The 16,831-nt window shown below is 69.1% G+C and carries 12 protein-coding genes; 5 read left to right on the top strand and 7 right to left on the bottom strand.

Annotated elements, in window-relative coordinates:
- Nucleotides 1-290: 290 nt before the first annotated feature.
- The 3 genes from bpln_RS20135 (at nucleotide 291) to bpln_RS20125 (ending at nucleotide 3,037) form a co-directional block, all read left to right on the top strand.
- Nucleotides 291-1,220 (top strand): spherulation-specific family 4 protein, encoded by a 930-nt coding sequence (locus bpln_RS20135; protein ID WP_055139794.1) that lies wholly within the window; start codon nucleotides 291-293, stop codon nucleotides 1,218-1,220.
- Nucleotides 1,221-1,355: 135 nt separating this feature from the next.
- Complete coding sequence (locus bpln_RS20130) at nucleotides 1,356-1,697, top strand: helix-turn-helix transcriptional regulator (protein WP_055139793.1); 342 nt, start codon at nucleotides 1,356-1,358, stop codon at nucleotides 1,695-1,697.
- Between the two features lie 5 nt (nucleotides 1,698-1,702).
- Nucleotides 1,703-3,037 (top strand): type II toxin-antitoxin system HipA family toxin, encoded by a 1,335-nt coding sequence (locus bpln_RS20125; protein ID WP_055139792.1) that lies wholly within the window; start codon nucleotides 1,703-1,705, stop codon nucleotides 3,035-3,037.
- An 80-nt stretch (nucleotides 3,038-3,117) separates the two neighbouring features.
- On the opposite strand, the gene bpln_RS20120 is transcribed toward bpln_RS20125, so the two are convergent.
- The 4 genes from bpln_RS20120 to bpln_RS20105 are packed head-to-tail and all read right to left on the bottom strand — an operon-like array spanning nucleotide 3,118 to nucleotide 10,009.
- Complete coding sequence (locus tag bpln_RS20120; RefSeq protein WP_042627152.1) at nucleotides 3,118-4,662, bottom strand: efflux transporter outer membrane subunit; 1,545 nt, start codon at nucleotides 4,660-4,662, stop codon at nucleotides 3,118-3,120.
- A gap of 11 nt (nucleotides 4,663-4,673) precedes the next feature.
- Nucleotides 4,674-7,859, bottom strand: a complete 3,186-nt coding sequence (locus bpln_RS20115; protein ID WP_042627151.1) for an efflux RND transporter permease subunit — start codon at nucleotides 7,857-7,859, stop codon at nucleotides 4,674-4,676.
- Nucleotides 7,860-7,910: 51 nt separating this feature from the next.
- Nucleotides 7,911-9,125 (bottom strand): efflux RND transporter periplasmic adaptor subunit, encoded by a 1,215-nt coding sequence (locus bpln_RS20110; protein WP_055139791.1) that lies wholly within the window; start codon nucleotides 9,123-9,125, stop codon nucleotides 7,911-7,913.
- A gap of 32 nt (nucleotides 9,126-9,157) precedes the next feature.
- The gene (locus bpln_RS20105) at nucleotides 9,158-10,009 is read right to left on the bottom strand and encodes an alpha/beta hydrolase (RefSeq protein WP_042627149.1); all 852 of its coding nucleotides are present in this window, start codon (nucleotides 10,007-10,009) and stop codon (nucleotides 9,158-9,160) included.
- Nucleotides 10,010-10,190: 181 nt separating this feature from the next.
- Between bpln_RS20105 and bpln_RS20100 the strand changes: the two genes are divergently transcribed.
- The gene (locus tag bpln_RS20100; protein ID WP_042627148.1) at nucleotides 10,191-11,201 is read left to right on the top strand and encodes a LysR family transcriptional regulator; all 1,011 of its coding nucleotides are present in this window, start codon (nucleotides 10,191-10,193) and stop codon (nucleotides 11,199-11,201) included.
- A 215-nt stretch (nucleotides 11,202-11,416) separates the two neighbouring features.
- Here the strand turns inward: bpln_RS20100 and bpln_RS20095 are convergent, their stop codons facing one another.
- Together bpln_RS20095 and bpln_RS20090 are read right to left on the bottom strand one after the other, a co-directional pair.
- Nucleotides 11,417-12,439, bottom strand: a complete 1,023-nt coding sequence (locus bpln_RS20095) for an Ldh family oxidoreductase (RefSeq protein WP_055141144.1) — start codon at nucleotides 12,437-12,439, stop codon at nucleotides 11,417-11,419.
- Between the two features lie 152 nt (nucleotides 12,440-12,591).
- The gene (locus tag bpln_RS20090) at nucleotides 12,592-14,157 is read right to left on the bottom strand and encodes an APC family permease (protein WP_042627147.1); all 1,566 of its coding nucleotides are present in this window, start codon (nucleotides 14,155-14,157) and stop codon (nucleotides 12,592-12,594) included.
- A 936-nt stretch (nucleotides 14,158-15,093) separates the two neighbouring features.
- On the opposite strand from bpln_RS20090, the gene bpln_RS20085 reads away from it, so the two are divergent.
- Complete coding sequence (locus bpln_RS20085; protein WP_042627146.1) at nucleotides 15,094-15,390, top strand: DUF4148 domain-containing protein; 297 nt, start codon at nucleotides 15,094-15,096, stop codon at nucleotides 15,388-15,390.
- A 363-nt stretch (nucleotides 15,391-15,753) separates the two neighbouring features.
- On the opposite strand, the gene bpln_RS20080 is transcribed toward bpln_RS20085, so the two are convergent.
- Complete coding sequence (locus tag bpln_RS20080) at nucleotides 15,754-16,818, bottom strand: purine-nucleoside phosphorylase (protein ID WP_042627145.1); 1,065 nt, start codon at nucleotides 16,816-16,818, stop codon at nucleotides 15,754-15,756.
- Nucleotides 16,819-16,831: the final 13 nt, after the last annotated feature.

Below are 16,831 nucleotides of genomic sequence, written 5' to 3'. Positions count from 1 at the left end.
GGGACGGCCGGAAAAGCGGGGGCGGGCCCGCGGGCCGATGATAGACGCGAACGCCGGGCCCGGTCCAACAAGCGATGCGCAAATGGAAATCGGCGAAAACGATAAGCGAGGCGCCCACGCTACGGCACGTATTTTCATACCGCGGGCGGTTGCCGTTGCATTTGAAAGCTGCTATTCATGAATGACCGGGATCGGGAAATCCGGCGCAACAACCGACGCGGCGACGTACCCCAATACCACACGCGGCGGGCGCGAACCCGCGGCGGCGAGATCAGCCAGCGAGACCGACCATGACCCACGCCTGTGCTTCGACGTTCATTTCTCCTGCACTCCTGATCGATCGACGCTCGAGGCCGCGCGGCGGCCGGGCGCCCGGCGCGTTTCACCGCTTCGCGTCGGCCGCCTGTTCGCTGATGGCCTCGCTGGTGGTGGCGGGCGGCAGCGCCCACGCGGCCGACCTCGTGGTGCCCGCGTATTTCTATCCGTCCGGCTCGGGCGCGACCGCCTGGAACACGCTCGCGACGAACGCCGCCTCGGTGCCGCTCACCGCCATCGTCAACCCGAACAGCGGCCCGGGCACGGCGGCCGACCCGGCCTACACCAGCGCGATCGCGAAGGTGCGCACGGCGGGCGGCAAGGTGATCGCCTATGTCCACACGTCGTACGGCGCCCGTTCGCTGTCCGACGTGACGGCCGACATCAACAGGTATCTGGCGTTCTACACGGTGGACGGCTTCTTCATCGACGAGATGGCCAACGACAGCACGACCGCCCACGTCCAGTACTACCAGTCGCTCTACAACTACATCAAGGGGCTCTCGCCGAACTACCAGGTGGTCAACAACCCCGGCTCGAAGCTGCCCGCGATCTACGCGAGCCTGCCGGTGGCGGACCGCTTCGTGGTCTACGAGGACAAGCAGGCCAACTACGCCGGCTTCGTGCCGGACGCGTGGCAGGCCGCTCACGGCGCGAGCCGCTTCATCCACATCGTCTACAACGCGACCTCGTCGCAGTTGGCCGGCGATCTGCAGCTCGCCGCGGCGAACGGCGCGGGCGGCGTCTACATTACCTCGCTGAAGCTGCCGAATCCGTACAACGGGCTGCCGTCGTACTGGTCGCAGGAAGTGTCGGCGGTCGCGGCGCTCAATCCGGCGCCTGCCAGCGCGGGCGGCAAGAACACCAGGATCGCCGTGGCGCGGCCGGGCGGCAGGGGGCGCTGAAGCGCCGGGCGACATCATGGATTCAACAGCGTAAAGGCTGTATTTCATAAAAACAGCCTTTACGCTGTATGTTGTGATGACAGTCTTCGGGCTGTAGGATGTCACGATCCAACGTTCGCGCCGCGCGCCCTCATCGTGGACTATCCCGTCAAGACACCCGCCCAGTTGCGCCCCCTGCTGCAAGGTTTCCGCAAGGCGGCAGGGCTCACGCAGGCCGCCATGGCCGAACGGCTCGGCGTCACGCAGCAGACCTACGCTCGCCTCGAAGCCGATCCGACCCGCGCGAGCGTCGAACGGCTGTTCCGCGTGATGCGCGTGCTCGGCATCGAAATGAAGCTGGGCGGCGCCGCGCCGGAAGCGGCCGAACCGCATGCCGGCCATGCCGTCCCGCCGTCTTCATCGGCCACCGCCACCGAACCCGCCGCCCCCACTGCCGGCGGCCGGCGCGGCAGCGATACGCCCCGCGAGGACTGGTAACCCCCATGCCACGCACCTCTCACGCCACGCGCCTCGCGCTCTGGATGAACGGCATCGAGGTCGGCTACTGGGAGCGGATCCAGGGCGTCGATCGCCTCGCTTACGCACCGGGCTGGCTCGACCATCCGCAACGCCGCCCGCTGTCCCTGTCGCTGCCGTTCCGCCCCGGCAATCTGCCTTATCAGGGCGCCGCCGTCGCGAATTACTTCGACAACCTGCTGCCCGACAGCGACGCGATTCGCCGCCGCCTCGCGCAGCGTCACGCGGCGCGCGACACCACGCCGTTCGCGCTGCTCGAGGCGGTGGGGCGCGACTGCGTCGGTGCCCTGCAACTGCTGCCGGAAGGCCAGGCGCCCGCCGGCCTGAAACGGATCGCCGGTACGCCGCTCGACGAGGCCGCGATCGCGCAATGGCTGCGCGCGCTGCCGCTCGTCGCGGGCACCGGTCGCGACTCGGCCAGCCATGACCTGCGCCTGTCGATCGCCGGCGCGCAGGAGAAAACCGCGCTGCTCTGGCACGACGGCCAATGGCTGCGCCCCGAAGGCAGCACGCCCACCACGCACATTCTCAAGCTGCCGCTCGGCCTCGTGGCCGGCCTCGGCGCCGACCTGCGCACCTCGGTCGAGAACGAATGGCTCTGCGCGCTGCTGGTGGCCGCCTACGGGCTGCCCGTCGCGCCGTGCGGCATCGGCCGGTTCGAGGATCAAAAGGCGCTCGTGGTCGAACGTTTCGACCGGCGCCCCTCGGCCGACGGCAACTGGCTCGTGCGCCTGCCGCAGGAGGATTTGTGCCAGGCCACCGGCACGTCGGGCCTGAACAAATACGAAGCCGACGGCGGCCCCGGCATCGATGCGGTCATGGACCTCCTGGCCGGCTCGATCGACGCGGCGCTCGACCGGCGCCACTTCTTCACGACACAACTGGTGTTCTGGCTGCTCGCGGCCGCCGACGGCCACGGCAAGAATTTCAGCATCGCGCATCTGCCCGAAGCACGTTATCGGGCCACGCCGCTCTACGATGTCCTGTCGTTTCATCCGATCCTGGGGCGCCGCGCCGGACAGATCGCGCCGCAGCGCCTGCGCATGGCGATGGCCGTGCGCGGTACGCACAAGCATTACGGCTGGCAGGAAATCCGCACGCGCCACTGGATCGCGCAGGGGCGCCGCTGCGGTTTGGGCGAGCAGACGGTGCGCGCGCTGATCGGCGAACTCGTGGCCGCGACGCCGAGCGTGATCGACGAGGTCGCGGCGCTGCTGCCGGCCGATTTCCCCGGCGACCTCGCCGACGCGATCTTCACCGGCCTGCGCACGCAGGCCCGTCAAATGGAAACGGGCCTCTGAAGGCCCGTTTCGATACTTCACCGACGCCGGTCATCGCGGCGCGGCGGCATGCATCACGCACACGCCGCCGCGCCCGGGCTTCAGCGCTGCGCCACCGCCTGCGTGGCCGACGATGCAGCCGGCGAAGCCGCCACCGGCGCCGCGGCCGCCTGCGGCGTCCCCCATCCACCGCCGAGCGCGCGGATCAGGTTCACCGTCGAGACCGCCTGCGCGCCCGTCAGCTGGTTCGCCTGAAGCTGCGACTGCAACACCGTGCGCTCGCTGTCGATCACGTCGAGATAGGCGATCTGCCCTTCCTGATACTGCGTGCGCGACAGCTTCGCCGCGCGCTGCGAGGCGCTCACGGCGTCGCCCTGCGCCCGGATCTGGTCGTCGAGCAGGCGCAGGTCGGAGAGGTTGTCCTCGACCTCGCGGAACGCCACCAGCACCTGCTGCCGGTAGTTCGCGACCTGCTCCTCGTAGGACGCGCGCGCCTGCTGCACGCCGGCGCTGCGCCGGCCGCCGTCGAACAGCGGCAGCGTGAGCGCGGTGCCCGCGAACGGCCCGAGCAGGAACGTGCGGCTCGACCACATGAACAGGTTGCCGAGCGTGGACGCCTCATAACCGAACGAGCCGGAGATGTTGAGCTTCGGGAAATACGCCGACTTCGCGAGGCCGATCCGCGCGTTGGCGGCGGCCATCGCGCGCTCGGCCGCGGCCACGTCGGGGCGCCGCTCCAGCAGCGCCGACGGCAGGCCCGGCGGGATCTTCAGCGTGACCGGCACGATCGGCGTCTCCTTGAAGCCGAAATCGGCCGGCGCCTTGCCGAGCAGGATCGCGAGCGCATGCTCGGAGGCCGCGCGACGCCGCGCGACGCCGACCGCGTCGGCCTGCGCGCTGGCCAGCTCGTTCTTCGCGCGCGACACGTCGAGATCGTCGATGTCGCCCTCGCTGAAGCGCCGCTGCGTGAGCTTCAGCGATTCCTCGCGCAGCGCCACCGTGCGCCGGTACAGGTCCTGGTCCGAATCGAGCTGGCGCAGTTCGAAGTAGTTCTGCGCGACGTCGGCCTGCAGCGCGAGCCGCACCGACTGGAACAGCGCATCGCTCTGCGCGGCGTCGGCGCGCGAGGCCTCGACGTTGCGGCTGACGCTGCCGAACAGGTCGGCCTCGTAGGACACGGTGCCCTGCGCGCGCCACAGCGTGGCGTTGATCGGCCCGGAGCCCTGCGGCTGGAACTGCGAGGCCGACGACACGCCTTCGCGCGTCGGCCCGAAGCCGGCGTCGAGCGACGGGAACCACGCCGAGCGCGCGGCGCGCGTGGCGGCGCGCGCTTCCTGCACGCGCGCGGCGGCGGCCTTCAGGTTCTGGTTCGCGTCGAGCGCCTGCTGTTCGAGCGCGTCGAGCACCGGATCGCCGAACACCTTCCACCATTCGCCGCGCTGCCCGGCGTCGGCCGGCTCGGCCGGCTTCCAGGTGCCGGCCTGCTCGCCGGCGGCGAGCGTCGGCGCTTCCTTGAACGCGGCGGGCGTGGCCGCCTCTGGCCGCTTGTAATCCGGCCCGACCGCGCAGGCCGCGAGCAGCGCGGCCATCAGCGTGCTCAGGCCGGCCAGCTTCGCGAGCCGCAGGATGGTCTTGTCGTTTTTCATGGATCGATTCCTCAAGCGTCCGCGGCCGATACGTCGTACCGCGAATTGTCCTTCTGCGCGACGTGGATCTTGCCGCCGGCCAGCGTGCGCAGCACCACGTAGAACACCGGGGTCAGCATCAGCCCGAACAGCGTCACGCCGAGCATGCCGAAGAACACCGCCACGCCCATCGCATGACGCATCTCGGCGCCGGCGCCGGTCGAGACCACCAGCGGCACCACGCCCATGATGAACGCGATCGAGGTCATCAGGATCGGGCGCAGCCGCAGTCGGCTCGCCTCGACGGCGGCCTGGAACGGCGTGCGGCCGTCATGTTCGAGCTCGCGCGCGAACTCCACGATCAGGATCGCGTTCTTGGCCGACAGCCCCACCAGCACCATCAGGCCGATCTGCGTGAAGATGTTGTTGTCGCCCTGCGTGAGCCACACGCCGGTCAGCGCGGACAGCAGGCTCATCGGCACGATCAGGATCACCGCGAGCGGCAGCGTCAGGCTTTCATACAGCGCCGCGAGCACCAGGAACACCAGCAGCACGCTGATCGGGAAGATCACGAGCCCGGCGTTGCCGGCCAGGATCTGCTGATACGTCAGGTCGGTCCATTCGAACTTCACGCCGCGCGGGAAGGTCTGCGCCGCGATCCGTTCCACCGCCGCCTGCGCCTGGCCCGACGAGTAGCCCGGGGCCGGGCCGCCGTTCACGTCGGCCGCCGTGTAGCCGTTGTAGCGCACCACCATTTCCGGCCCGAAGGTCGGCGTGACGGTGACGAGCGACGACAGCGGCACCATCTCGCCGGCGGCGTTGCGCGTCTTCAGCAGGCCGATGTCGTCGGGCTTTTGGCGATACTGCGCGTCGGCCTGCACGCGCACCTGGTACACGCGTCCGAAGCGGTTGAAGTCGTTCACGTAGAGCGAGCCGAGATACACCTGCATCGTGTCGAACACGTCGGTCACGTTCACGCCGAGCTGCTTTGCCTTCACGCGGTCCAGGTCGACGTTGAGCTGCGGCACGTTGATCTGGTAGCTGGTGAACAGCGGGCCCAGTTCCGGCGCCTGCTGCGCGCGCTTGATGAAGTCCTGCGTGGCGTCGGCCAGCCGCGCGTAGCCCACCGCGCCGCGATCCTCGACCTGCATCTTGAAGCCGCCCAGCGTGCCGAGCCCGAGCACCGGCGGCGGCGGGAACACGGCGACGAACGAATCCTTGATGCCCGCGTACTGCTGGTTCAGCGCGCCCGCGATCGCGCCGGCCGACAGCGCCTTGCCGTGGCGCTGGTCGAACGGCTTCAGCGTGACGAACACGATGCCGGCGCTCGAGCTGTTGGTGAAGCCGTTCACCGACAGGCCAGGGAACGCCACCGCGCTCTGCACGCCCGGCTGCTTCAGCGCGATCGAACCCATCTGGCGGATCACCTGCTCGGTACGGTCGAGCGAGGCGCCGTTGGGCAGCTGCGCGAACGCGATCAGGTATTCCTTGTCCTGCGCCGGCACGAAGCCGCCCGGCACGATCCGGCCCATCAGCACCGCCGCGCCGAGCAGCACCGCGTAGACGCCGAGCATCAGCGTCTTCCTCGACAGCACGCCGCGCACGCCGCGCCCGTAGCTCTCGGCGCCGCGATGGAACACCGCGTTGAAGCGGCGGAAGAAGCCGCCGAGCACGCGATTCATCACGCGCGTGAGCCAGTCCGGCTTCTCGTCGTGGCCCTTCAGCAGGATCGCCGAGAGTGCCGGCGAGAGCGTCAGCGAGTTGAACGCCGAGATCACCGTGGAGATCGCGATGGTCATCGCGAACTGCTTGTAGAACTGGCCGGTCAGGCCCGACATGAACGCGAGCGGCACGAACACGGCCACCAGCGTCAGCGCGATCGCGATGATCGGCCCGCTCACCTCGCGCATCGCCTTGTAAGTGGCGTCGCGCGCGGACAGCCCGGCCTCGATGTTGCGCTCGACGTTCTCCACCACCACGATCGCGTCATCCACCACGATCCCGATCGCCAGCACCATCCCGAACAGCGACAGCGCGTTGATCGAATAGCCGAACATCAGCAGCAGCGAGAAGGTACCGATGATCGACACCGGCACCGCGATAAGCGGAATGATCGAGGCGCGCCAGGTCTGCAGGAACACGATCACGACGATCACCACCAGCGCGATCGCCTCCAGCAGCGTGTGGACCACCGCCTTGATCGACGACCGCACGAACTGCGTCGGGTCGTAGACGATCCGGTATTCGACGCCGGCCGGGAAGTCCTGCTTCAGCTCCTCCATGGTGGCGCGCACCTGGTCGGAGATCTGCAGCGAGTTCGCGCCCGGCGACTGATTGATCGCCATCGCCACCGCCGGCTGGTTGTCGAGCAGCGAGCGCAAGCCGTACTCGGAGGCGTCCAGGTCGACGCGGCCGAGGTCGCGCAGCCGCGTGACCGCGCCGTCCGGCGCCGTCTTCACGACGATGTTGCCGAACTCCTCCTCGGTCTGCAGGCGCCCGCGCGCGTTCACCGACAGCTGCAGCGGCGTGCCGGGAATCGACGGCGACGCGCCGATCACGCCGGCGGCCACCTGCACGTTCTGCTCGCGGATCGACCTGACCACGTCGTCGGCGGTCAGGCCGCGCTCGGCCACCTTCTGCGGATCGAGCCAGACACGCATCGCGTAGTCGCCCGCGCCCCACAGCTGCACCTGGCCCACGCCCTGGATCCGCGACAGGCGATCCTTCACGTTGATCAGCGCGTAGTTGCGCAGGTAGGTCATGTCGTAGCGGTTGTCCGGCGAGATCAGGTGGACCACCATGGTCAGCGTCGGCGAGCTCTTGACGGTCGTCACGCCGAGCCGCTGGACGTCCTCCGGCAGGCGCGGCAGCGCCTGGTTCACGCGGTTCTGCACGAGCTGCGTGGCCTTGTCCGGATCGGTGCCGAGCTTGAACGTGACGGTGATCGTCACGTTGCCGTCGCTGTTCGCCTGGGACTGCATGTAGAGCATGTCCTCGACGCCGTTGATCTGCTCCTCGATCGGCGAGGCCACCGTCTCGGCGATCACCTTCGGGTTCGCGCCCGGGTACTGCGCCTTGACGATCACCGACGGCGGCACGACTTCCGGATACTCGGAAATCGGCAGCATGAACATCGCGATGACGCCGCCCAGCAGGATCAGGACGGATAGGACTCCTGCAAAGATCGGACGATCGATGAAGAATTTGGATATGTTCATGAAAAACTCTGTTCTGGTTGTGCGCGAGTGTCAGGGGCTAACCGCGCCCCGTCACGACGCAGCGCCGCGGGCCGGCTGCGAAGCCGCCGCGACCGGCGCCGCCGCTGCGTCGTCGCCGCCCGTCATCGGCACCATGTGGACCTTCACCGGTTCGCCCGGACGCACGCGCTGCGTGCCGTTCACCACCACCCGGTCGCTCGCCTGCAGGCCGCCCGCGATCACGCGCTGGTTGCCGTGCAGCCCGCCGATCTGCACCTCGCGGTAGGCGACCTTGCCCTGCGCGTCCACCACGAACACGAACTTCTTGTCCTGGTCGGTGTTGATCGCCGCGTCGTCCACCAGCAGTGCCGGATGCGGTGCGCTGCCGTTCACCTTGATGCGCGCGTAGAGGCCCGGCACCAGCGTGCCGTCGGCGTTGTCGAAGCGCGCGCGCACGCGGATCGTGCCCGACGAGGTGTCGAGCCGGTTGTCCACCGAGTCGATCACGCCGCTGCGCGAGTAGCCGCTCTCGTTGGCGAGGCCGAGGTCCACCGGCGCGCGGTGGCCGTCTCGCACGGCGCCGATGTAGCGCAGATAGGTCTGCTCGTCGGCGTCGAACGAGGCGTAGATCGGCGACACCGAGACCAGCGTGGTCAGCGGCGCGGCCGAGGCGCCGGCCGACACCACGTTGCCGAGCGTGATCTCGGCGCGCGAGGCGCGGCCCGCGATCGGCGCGACGATGCGCGTGTAGCCGAGATTGATCTGCGCGGCTTCCAGCGCGGCGGCCGCGGCCTTCACGTTGGCGCTCGCCTCGCGCGCGGCGTTCTGCTTCTCGTCGTAGTCGCGCCTGGCGATCGCGTTGTCGCCGATCAGGCGCTGCGCGCGCTGCCAGTCTGTCTGCGCGTTGCCGTCGCGTGCCTGCGCGGCGGCCAGCTGGGCGGCGGTGCGGTCGACCTCGGCCTGGTACGGACGCGGGTCGATCACGAACAGCACGTCGCCCTTCTTGACGAGCGCGCCGTCCTTGAAGTTGACCGACACGATGGTGCCCGACACGAGCGGGCGCACGTCGACGCGCTCGATCGCCTCGAGCCGGCCCGAATAGGTCTGCCAGTCGGTGATCGTCTTCGACAGCACGGTCGCGACGTCCACTTCCTGCAGCGGCGCGGCCGGGGCCGCCGGGGCGTTCGCGCTGGCGCGGATCACGCCGAACGCGCCGCCGCCGACGGCGACGACGACGGCCAACGCGGCAACCGCGATGCGGGAGCGGGGAGTACGTAGGATGGACATGAAGATCTCCGGTTGCGTTGGAATGGTAGGAATCAGTCGTTGGCGTGGGCCTGGAACCGGCAGGTCAGGAAGCGCACGGCTTCCTGCAGCGCGGGGGCGTAGCCGGCCAGCTCGGCATGCGAGACGTCGGGATAGCGGATCACCTGGGTCAGCACGCCGGCCTCGATCAGGCGCGCGGCATACTTCTCGGCCTCGACGTGCAGCACGTCGTTCTGGGCCGTGGCGATCAGCGTGGCGGGCAGCCGCGCGAGCCGTGCCGATTCGAGCGGCGCCGCGTAGGGGTGCATGCGCTGCGCCGGCTGGGGCAGGTAGGCGCGGTAGCAGGCCGCGCACTCCTTCATGGTGATGTCGGAGGCGAGCTGGCGCTCGTCGCCAAGCCGCGTCATGCTCGGATCGAGCATCGGCCCGAACAGCGCCTGCGCGACGATCGTCACGTCGCCGCGGTCGCGCGCGATGAAGGCGAGGCAGTTCGCGAGCTGGCCGCCCGCGTCGTGGCCGGCCACCGCGATGCGGCGCGGGTTGCCGCCGAACGCGCGGGCGCGGGCCTCGACCCAGCGCGCGGCGCGGTAGGCGTCCTCGGGGGCGGCCGGAAACGGATGTTTCGGCGCCAGCGAATAATCGACCGACACCACCAGCGCCGGCACGCGCTCGGCGAGGAAGCGCGCGGCGAAGTCGGCATCGGCGAGCGAACCGCGCACGAAGCCGCCGCCGTGGAAATAAAGCACTACCGGCAATCCGGTCTTGTCCGGCCGACGATAGAGGCGCAGCACGATGTCCTGTGCATGCCCTTCGATTTCGACGTCGGAGACCGCGAGCGACGTGCCAGCCAGCCCCGGCGCGGCCGTGGCGGTATTCAGCAGATTGCGAAAACCCGATGCATCCATGAGTGATGCGCGTAAGCGCGTCCATTGCGAGATGGAGCGCATTCTGGGTCCGGCAGACATGAGGATAAATGCCTATAATCCGGCAACACAATTCAGGGGCTTTGAACAATCGACGCACGGGCGTGCGAAAAGCGGCGTCCGACCGACTGATTGAGCCGATCAAACCCGGAGGTAAGCAGCGATGGACCGACTTCAAGCGATGCAGGTATTCACGCGCGTCGTCGATACGAACAGCTTCACGAAGGCCGCGGAGACGCTGAGCCTTCCGCGCGCGTCCGTGACGACGATCATCCAGAACCTCGAGGCGTTCCTCGGTGTGCGGCTGATGCACCGGACCACGCGGCGGCTGTCGCTGACGCCGGACGGGGCCGCCTACTACGAGCGCTGCGTGCGGATCCTGGCCGAGGTCGAGGAGACCGAGGCCAGCTTCCAGATCAACAATCGCAAGCCGCACGGCAAGCTGCGGGTGGACATGCCCGGTTCGCTCGGGCGGCTGGTGGTGATCCCGTCGCTGAACGAATTCCGCGAGCGCTTCCCCGACATCGACCTGCAGCTCGGGCTGTCGGACCGCCCGGTCGATCTGCTGCAGGAGGGCGTGGACTGCGTGATCCGGGTGGGCGCGCTGCAGGATTCGTCGCTCGTCGCGCGCCGCGTCGGCCTGTTCGAGGGCATCACGGCCGCCTCGCCCGCGTACCTGGCGCGCTACGGCGAGCCGCGCAGCATCGACGACCTGGCCGACCACCGCGCCGTCAATTATTTTTCGAGCCGCACCGGGCGCACCATCGACTGGGCGTTCCTGATCGAGGGCAACGAGGTGGAGGTCAAGATGGAAGGCGTGGTGTCGGTCAACGACGCCGACGCCTACGTGACCTGCGGCATCGAGGGCTTCGGCCTGATCCAGCCGCCGCTGTTCATGGTGCTGCCGCAACTGCGCTCGGGCGTGCTCAAGGAAGTGCTGAAGGACCACAAGCCGCTGCCGATGCCGATTTCGGTGGTCTATCCGCACAGCCGGCACCTGTCGCCGAAAGTGCGCGTGTTCGTCGACTGGATCGCCGAGGTGTTCGACCGCTGCCCGCTGCTGAACGGCTCGGGCCGGCCGCCGCTCGATACGATCTGCAGCAAGCGCACGTTCGAGCAGGCCGAGAGCGCGCCGGTGCTCGATACGCCGGTGATCAGCGAGTGGGTGGCGTAAGCGGCCGGGAGGCGCGCGCCTGATTCGGGCACGGCGCCGGCCGGGCCGGCGGCATCGGACGGACCGGGAAAATCGGGCGGATCAGGCAAGCCGGCCGGGTGCCCCGACCACCTGCCCGATCGGCGCCAGCATCGCCGGCAATCCCCCGCCGGCACACCGGGGCGGCCTCATGGCCGCCCCGCGTTCTTTCCGGCGCCGCCAGCGCCCGCCGCCGCTCAATCGAGCAAGGCCAGAATTTCCTCATACAACGCACGCGGCACCTTCACGCCATGCTCGAGGCTGCGCGCCCGCGCCGTGAAGCGCCGCTGCGACGGCAGGCGCGCGCCCTGCGCGGCGATTTCGCGGAGCACGCGCTCGCCGCTCGCGCGGCCGGCCTCGCACGCGTCGCCGGCGAACACCTCGGGGTCGAACGCCAGCAGCAACTCGCCGTGATACGGCGAGGCACCCGCGCCGCCGTCGTATTCGAGCGACTCGGCGCTCGTCAGGTCGCCGATCAGCGCGCCCGCCATCAGCTCCACCATGGTGGACAGCGCCGAACCCTTGTGGCCGCCGAACGTGCGCATCGCGCCGCGCAGCGCCGCGTGCGGATCGGTGGTCGGCCGCCCCGCCTCGTCGAGCGCCCAGTCGTCGGGGATCGACCGGTTCTGCCGCGCGTGCAGCTCGATGTCGCCGCGCGCGATCGCACTGGTGGCGAAATCGAACACGTAGGGCGGCTGGCCGTCCGGGCGCGGCCACGCGAACGCGATCGGATTGGTGCCGAACACGGGCCGCGTGCCGCCCGCCGGCGCCACCCAGGCGTGGCTCGGGCACATCGCGATGCCCGCCAGGCCGTGCGCGGCGATCGCCTCCACCTCGGGCCAGAGCGCCGAGAAGTGATAGCAGTGGCGGATCGTCAGCGCCGCGAGTCCCTGCTCGCGCGCCGCCTCGACCAGCGCCGGCAGCCCCAGCTCGAACGCCGGCAGCGAGTAGCCGCCGTGCGCGTCGGCCTCGATCACGCTGCCGGCCACGCGCCGCAGCGTGGGCACCGCGCGCGGATCGACGCGGCCGCTGCGCAGCGAGCGCACGCAGACGATCAGCCGGTAGAGGCCATGCGAGTGACACTCGTCGCGCTGGCCCTGCGCGATGACGCCGGCGATCGCGCGCGCGTTCGCGTCGGACATGCCGTGGTGCGTCAGCACGCGGCGCGCCAGCGTATCGACCTCGTCGAGCGAGAGGATCACGTCGTCGGCAATACTCATCAATTCTCTCCAGGCCGTGCGTCGGCCTCGTTCGCGCGCGGCGGCGGCCGCGGCGGATTGGCGGCGCGCCGGCAGTACGGCGCGCTCGAAAAAGAACCGCCGCGACGGCCGGAAGCGCTGTCGCGGCTGGCCCGGCAGGGCGGCGGGCAGGCTCATTCGTCGTCGTCGAGCCGCAGCCTGCCGGCGGGTACGCCCGTGGCGGCGCCCCAGTAGTAGATGACGATCGCGATCACGGCCACCACCACGGTATCGAGCGGATGCGTCAGCACGCCGATGCCGCCGAAGCTGCCCAGGTACGATGCGCCGATGATCAGCGCATAGAACGCGATCAGCCAGGCCGACGAGCGCACCTGCTCGCCGAGGCTCAGCTGGTCGGTGGGCACGAAGCGCCCGCAGGCGAGATAGACGAAGAACAGCACGATCTGCAGGCCGAGCAGCCAGGACACCGTGCCCCAGCCCGACCAGTAGACGATCAGCGCCGCGATGATGAACGACACCGGGCCGAGCACGCCGAGCGCACTGGCGCGGAACGGCCGCGGCAGGTCCGGCGCGGTGCGGCGCAGCGCGGCCACCGATACCGGCGCGACCGCGTAGCTCAGCACCAGCGCGGCCGACACCACGTTGATCAGCACGTCCCACGACGGAAACGGCAGGGTCCAGAACACCGACAGCGCGAGCGTCAGCCACAGCCCCGCGCGCGGGATGCCGGTGGCCTCGTCGATCCGCGTGAACACGCGGAAGAACGTGCCGGTCTTGGCCCAGCCGTAGATCACGCGCGGCGTCGCGTTCATGTAGATGTTGCCGCAGCCGCTCGGCGAGATCATCGCGTCGGCCACCACCATGTAGGCGAGCCAGCCGATGCCGAGCACCGTGGCGATGTCGCGGTACGGCAGCGAGAACGCGTGGTCGATGCCGCCCCAGCCGTGCGCGAGCATATCGGTGGGAATGCCGCCCAGGAACGCCAGCTGCAGCAGCACGTAGATCAGCGTGGAGAGCAGCACCGAGAGGATCAGCGCGAACGGGATCGTGCGCTGCGGATTGCGCACCTCGCTCGCCACCGAGATGATCGGCGTGAGGCCGAGATAGGCGAAGATCACGCCGCCCGCCGACACCGCCATCTCCACGCCCGACATGCCGAACGGCGCGAAGCCGGCCACCCGCAGGTTGTGCGGCTTGAAGAACACGAACAGCACGACGATCACCGAGATCGGCACGACGAACTTGAACAGGCTGATGATGTTGTTGGCCAGCGCGAAGGTCTTCACGCTCGAATAGTTGAGCCGAAAGAACAGGCAGAGCAGCGCGAACTGCAGCAGCCAGCCGATCGTGGTGGGCGCGTTCGAGCCCGGGACGGTCAGCGACGGAAACCAGGCGGCCGCGTACTGGCGCGCCGCCACCACCTCGATCGCGATCAGGCTCGAGAACGCGATCAGCGTGATGAGGCCCATCAGGTAGCCGAGCAGCGGCCCGTGCGAGAACACCGGGTAGCGCACCACGCCGCCCGCGCGCGGCAGCGCCGCGCCGAGTTCGCAGTAGATGACGCCGAGCAGCAGCACCGCGAAGCCGCCGAGCACCCACGAGAACACGCCGGCCGGACCGGCGATGCTGGCCACGTGGCTCGCGGCGAACAGCCAGCCCGAGCCGAAGATCGCGCCGAGGCCGATGAAGGTGAGATCCGTCAGCGACAGATTTTTCTGGAATTTGCCCTGGTTTTGCATCAGGCGTGTCTCCTGCCATGTTGGCCGTGCGCTCGCGGGCGCCGGCGGGTTGCCGCGAAGGACGTCGCCCGCCGCGTGCCGTGCATCGTGCTGCTTCGCGGCCGGCCGGGTCACGTGCCGTGGACGGCGCCACGCCCGGACCGCGAGCGATGCCGGCACGCGCGGCTTGCCGGGGTGGGCACCGCGATGGCCGGCGTGCGTCGTGCCTGCGTCCGGCCGCGGCGGATCAAGCGAAATGGGCGGCCCAACCTGCGGCCGCCCGGCTGTGCCGGCCCGGCGGCCGGAAACCGCCGGCGCCTTCGCCGCGATCCGCGTCACCGGCTCCGGGACATGCGAATCGGGTCATGCTCGCACGCCCTCCTGCGGGAAAGTCGGTTCGATGAGCTGAAGTATCCGTCGGGCAAATCCCGTCCGGCTTGTGATTTTTTGCCGGTGGCGGTGATGAAATCGGCACAGTACGAAACTGGCTGAACCGGCTCATGGAGCCCGCCGAGTAAGGTAAATGGCGATTCCGGCTTCTATCTCTAAAATGCGCACGGAATGCCAGCCGGCCTCGCTGCGTCGACGGCGTGCTGCGTCAGGGAAGCCGTCCCGGCGACGGCGGCGCCAGTCGGTCACCACTCGCTCCCACTTTTTCACGATGCGTTTTTGCAACGCAACAAACCGACGACGATTGATGATTCGCGCGGCATCACACTATTGCGCCGTTTGAACCAATGCCGCCTCGCAGCCTGCGGCGGAATGCGGTCGTTTTCGACGAAATCCAAGGCTGGCAAGGATTTTCGCCGACCCTATTCGCAGTACGGAATTTGATTGTTCCAGCATGGCGACAATTCAATTCGCGTCCATCCCATTTATTGATGCTGCGCTTGCACCTAAATTTCACTCCGTCGCGCAACTCAATTGACTGCGCATCCGAATCGAAAGGAGTCGAACATGAACCGCATCGCCATCACCCTCGCCGCGCTCGCCCTGTCCACCACTGCCGTGTCGGCGTTCGCCGACGGCGGCATCGGCCTGTCGGGCAGCTACGGCGACCTGCCGCACGCCAGGAACACCAGCCAGCTGACCCGCGCGCAAGTGCGTGCCGAACTGGCCCAGGCCCAACGCGACGGTTCGCTCGCCGCGCTGCGCAAGACCAACTCGTACCCGCAAGGCGTCGAACTCGCGCAACGTCCGGCGCAATCGGAATCGGGCGGCCCGGCGAACGAACTCGCCTCGGCCGAGCACTGAAGCCCGCGCGTCCGGGCACGGCGCCCGGGCGCATCGCACGACGCCGGCGCGCGATGCGCCCGGCGGCACACGGATCCATTGACAGGAAGGAGGTCACGATCATGAACCCGAACGAACCGAAACCGTCCCAGCTCGACCAATGGGATCGCACCGTCCCGGTGTGGATTCCGTTCCGCGCGCAACCGCGCAGCCAGCAGAACGCCTGAGCCTGGGAGCGCCGGCGGGCGGCTCGAGCAGGCTGCCCGTCGCTGCTTCCTGCGCTTGCGGTCCTGCGCTGCAATCGAAAACGGCGGCCGCCGCATCTCGCGATGCCGCGGCCGCCGTGCTCATTGGGGCGCGCCGAGCGCGCCCGGCCGGATGCGCTCAGCGCGTGGGCACGCCCGCGCGCCACTCGCTCCAGTGCGTGACGATGTCCTGCACGAGCGGGTTGCCGGCGCGATAGAGGTTCTCGGTGGCAATCGTGAAGCCGCCCTGGTCGGCGTAGTTCAGCAGGTTGTCGGCACTGGTCTGGCCGGGATACGGCCGGTCGAAGTCCGAGCCCGTGCGCAGCAGCGCCACGCGCGAGAGATCGACGCGCTGCGTGGCCGCCGCGCGCGTGAGTGCCTCGTAGGTCGCGTTGTCCTCCTGCGCGGTCATGCAGTAGGTGCCCTTGCCGTCGGTCAGGATCTTCGTCCACTCGCGCGCCCGTTCGCCGAGCTTCGTGCCGGAAAACCAGGTGTTGCCCGACGAGGTATCGCAGCGCACCACCGTCGGCGGCCGGTTGGCCGGCGCCGCGTCGAACTTCGCGCGCGCGGCCTGCGCCTGCGCGTTGTCGGCCAGCACCACGTTGCGCGACAGCGCGTAGGCCGCGTCGGTCAGCTTCGGGTTCAGCTCGAACACCTCGGTCTTGTAGTCGAGCGGCGGCTTCTGGCGCGGGTTCTTGGTGTTGATGCCGAGGTAGCCCGTGTGCCAGCCGGCCGGGATCTCGCGCGCGTCGAGTTCCCATTGCAGGCTGAAATCGACCAGGTAATGCGACCACGCGGCCGAGCCGACCGTGCCCTGCGCCGGATCGACGCCGGCGATGCCCGAAATCAGGAAATAGGTGTGGCGCAGGTCGAATTGCGGCGAGAACGTCAGCGCCATGAGGGTGGCGGCCGCGTTCGCGTAGCCCATGCCCGTCGTCACCACGCAGACGTCCTGGCGGTTGCACTGCACGTTCGGGTAGTCGGGCGAGAGCCCCGGCACCTTCACCTGCGTCCACGGGCCGAGCCGGTCGGTCCAGGCCTGCCCTTCCGGGCCGAACATCGTGACGATCATCACCTTCGGCGCATGCGCGCCGGCAAGATGGCCCGTGACGTCCTGCGAGGCCGCGTCCTGGGCGACGGACGGGGGCGTGGTACACGCGGCGAGCGAGAAAACGGCCAGCGTTGACAGCGAGCGAGTCAGCATCGTCGTTCCTTTT

This window comes from Burkholderia plantarii, from assembly GCF_001411805.1.
GTDB lineage: Bacteria > Pseudomonadota > Gammaproteobacteria > Burkholderiales > Burkholderiaceae > Burkholderia > Burkholderia plantarii.
The sequence above is the reverse complement of the archived record's forward strand: the minus strand, read 5'-3'. Positions and strand labels throughout refer to the sequence as shown.

What these genes read in the sequence shown, in the direction of transcription:
- bpln_RS20135 (WP_055139794.1), top strand. Translation starts at nt 291, where the DNA reads ATGACCCACGCCTGTGCTTCGACGTTCATTTCTCCTGCACTCCTGATC.
- bpln_RS20125 (WP_055139792.1), top strand. Translation starts at nt 1,703, where the DNA reads ATGCCACGCACCTCTCACGCCACGCGCCTCGCGCTCTGGATGAACGGC.
- bpln_RS20120 (WP_042627152.1), bottom strand. Translation starts at nt 4,662, where the DNA reads ATGAAAAACGACAAGACCATCCTGCGGCTCGCGAAGCTGGCCGGCCTG.
- bpln_RS20115 (WP_042627151.1), bottom strand. Translation starts at nt 7,859, where the DNA reads ATGAACATATCCAAATTCTTCATCGATCGTCCGATCTTTGCAGGAGTC.
- bpln_RS20110 (WP_055139791.1), bottom strand. Translation starts at nt 9,125, where the DNA reads ATGTCCATCCTACGTACTCCCCGCTCCCGCATCGCGGTTGCCGCGTTG.
- bpln_RS20105 (WP_042627149.1), bottom strand. Translation starts at nt 10,009, where the DNA reads ATGGATGCATCGGGTTTTCGCAATCTGCTGAATACCGCCACGGCCGCG.
- bpln_RS20100 (WP_042627148.1), top strand. Translation starts at nt 10,191, where the DNA reads ATGGACCGACTTCAAGCGATGCAGGTATTCACGCGCGTCGTCGATACG.
- bpln_RS20095 (WP_055141144.1), bottom strand. Translation starts at nt 12,439, where the DNA reads ATGAGTATTGCCGACGACGTGATCCTCTCGCTCGACGAGGTCGATACG.
- bpln_RS20090 (WP_042627147.1), bottom strand. Translation starts at nt 14,157, where the DNA reads ATGCAAAACCAGGGCAAATTCCAGAAAAATCTGTCGCTGACGGATCTC.
- bpln_RS20085 (WP_042627146.1), top strand. Translation starts at nt 15,094, where the DNA reads ATGAACCGCATCGCCATCACCCTCGCCGCGCTCGCCCTGTCCACCACT.
- bpln_RS20080 (WP_042627145.1), bottom strand. Translation starts at nt 16,818, where the DNA reads ATGCTGACTCGCTCGCTGTCAACGCTGGCCGTTTTCTCGCTCGCCGCG.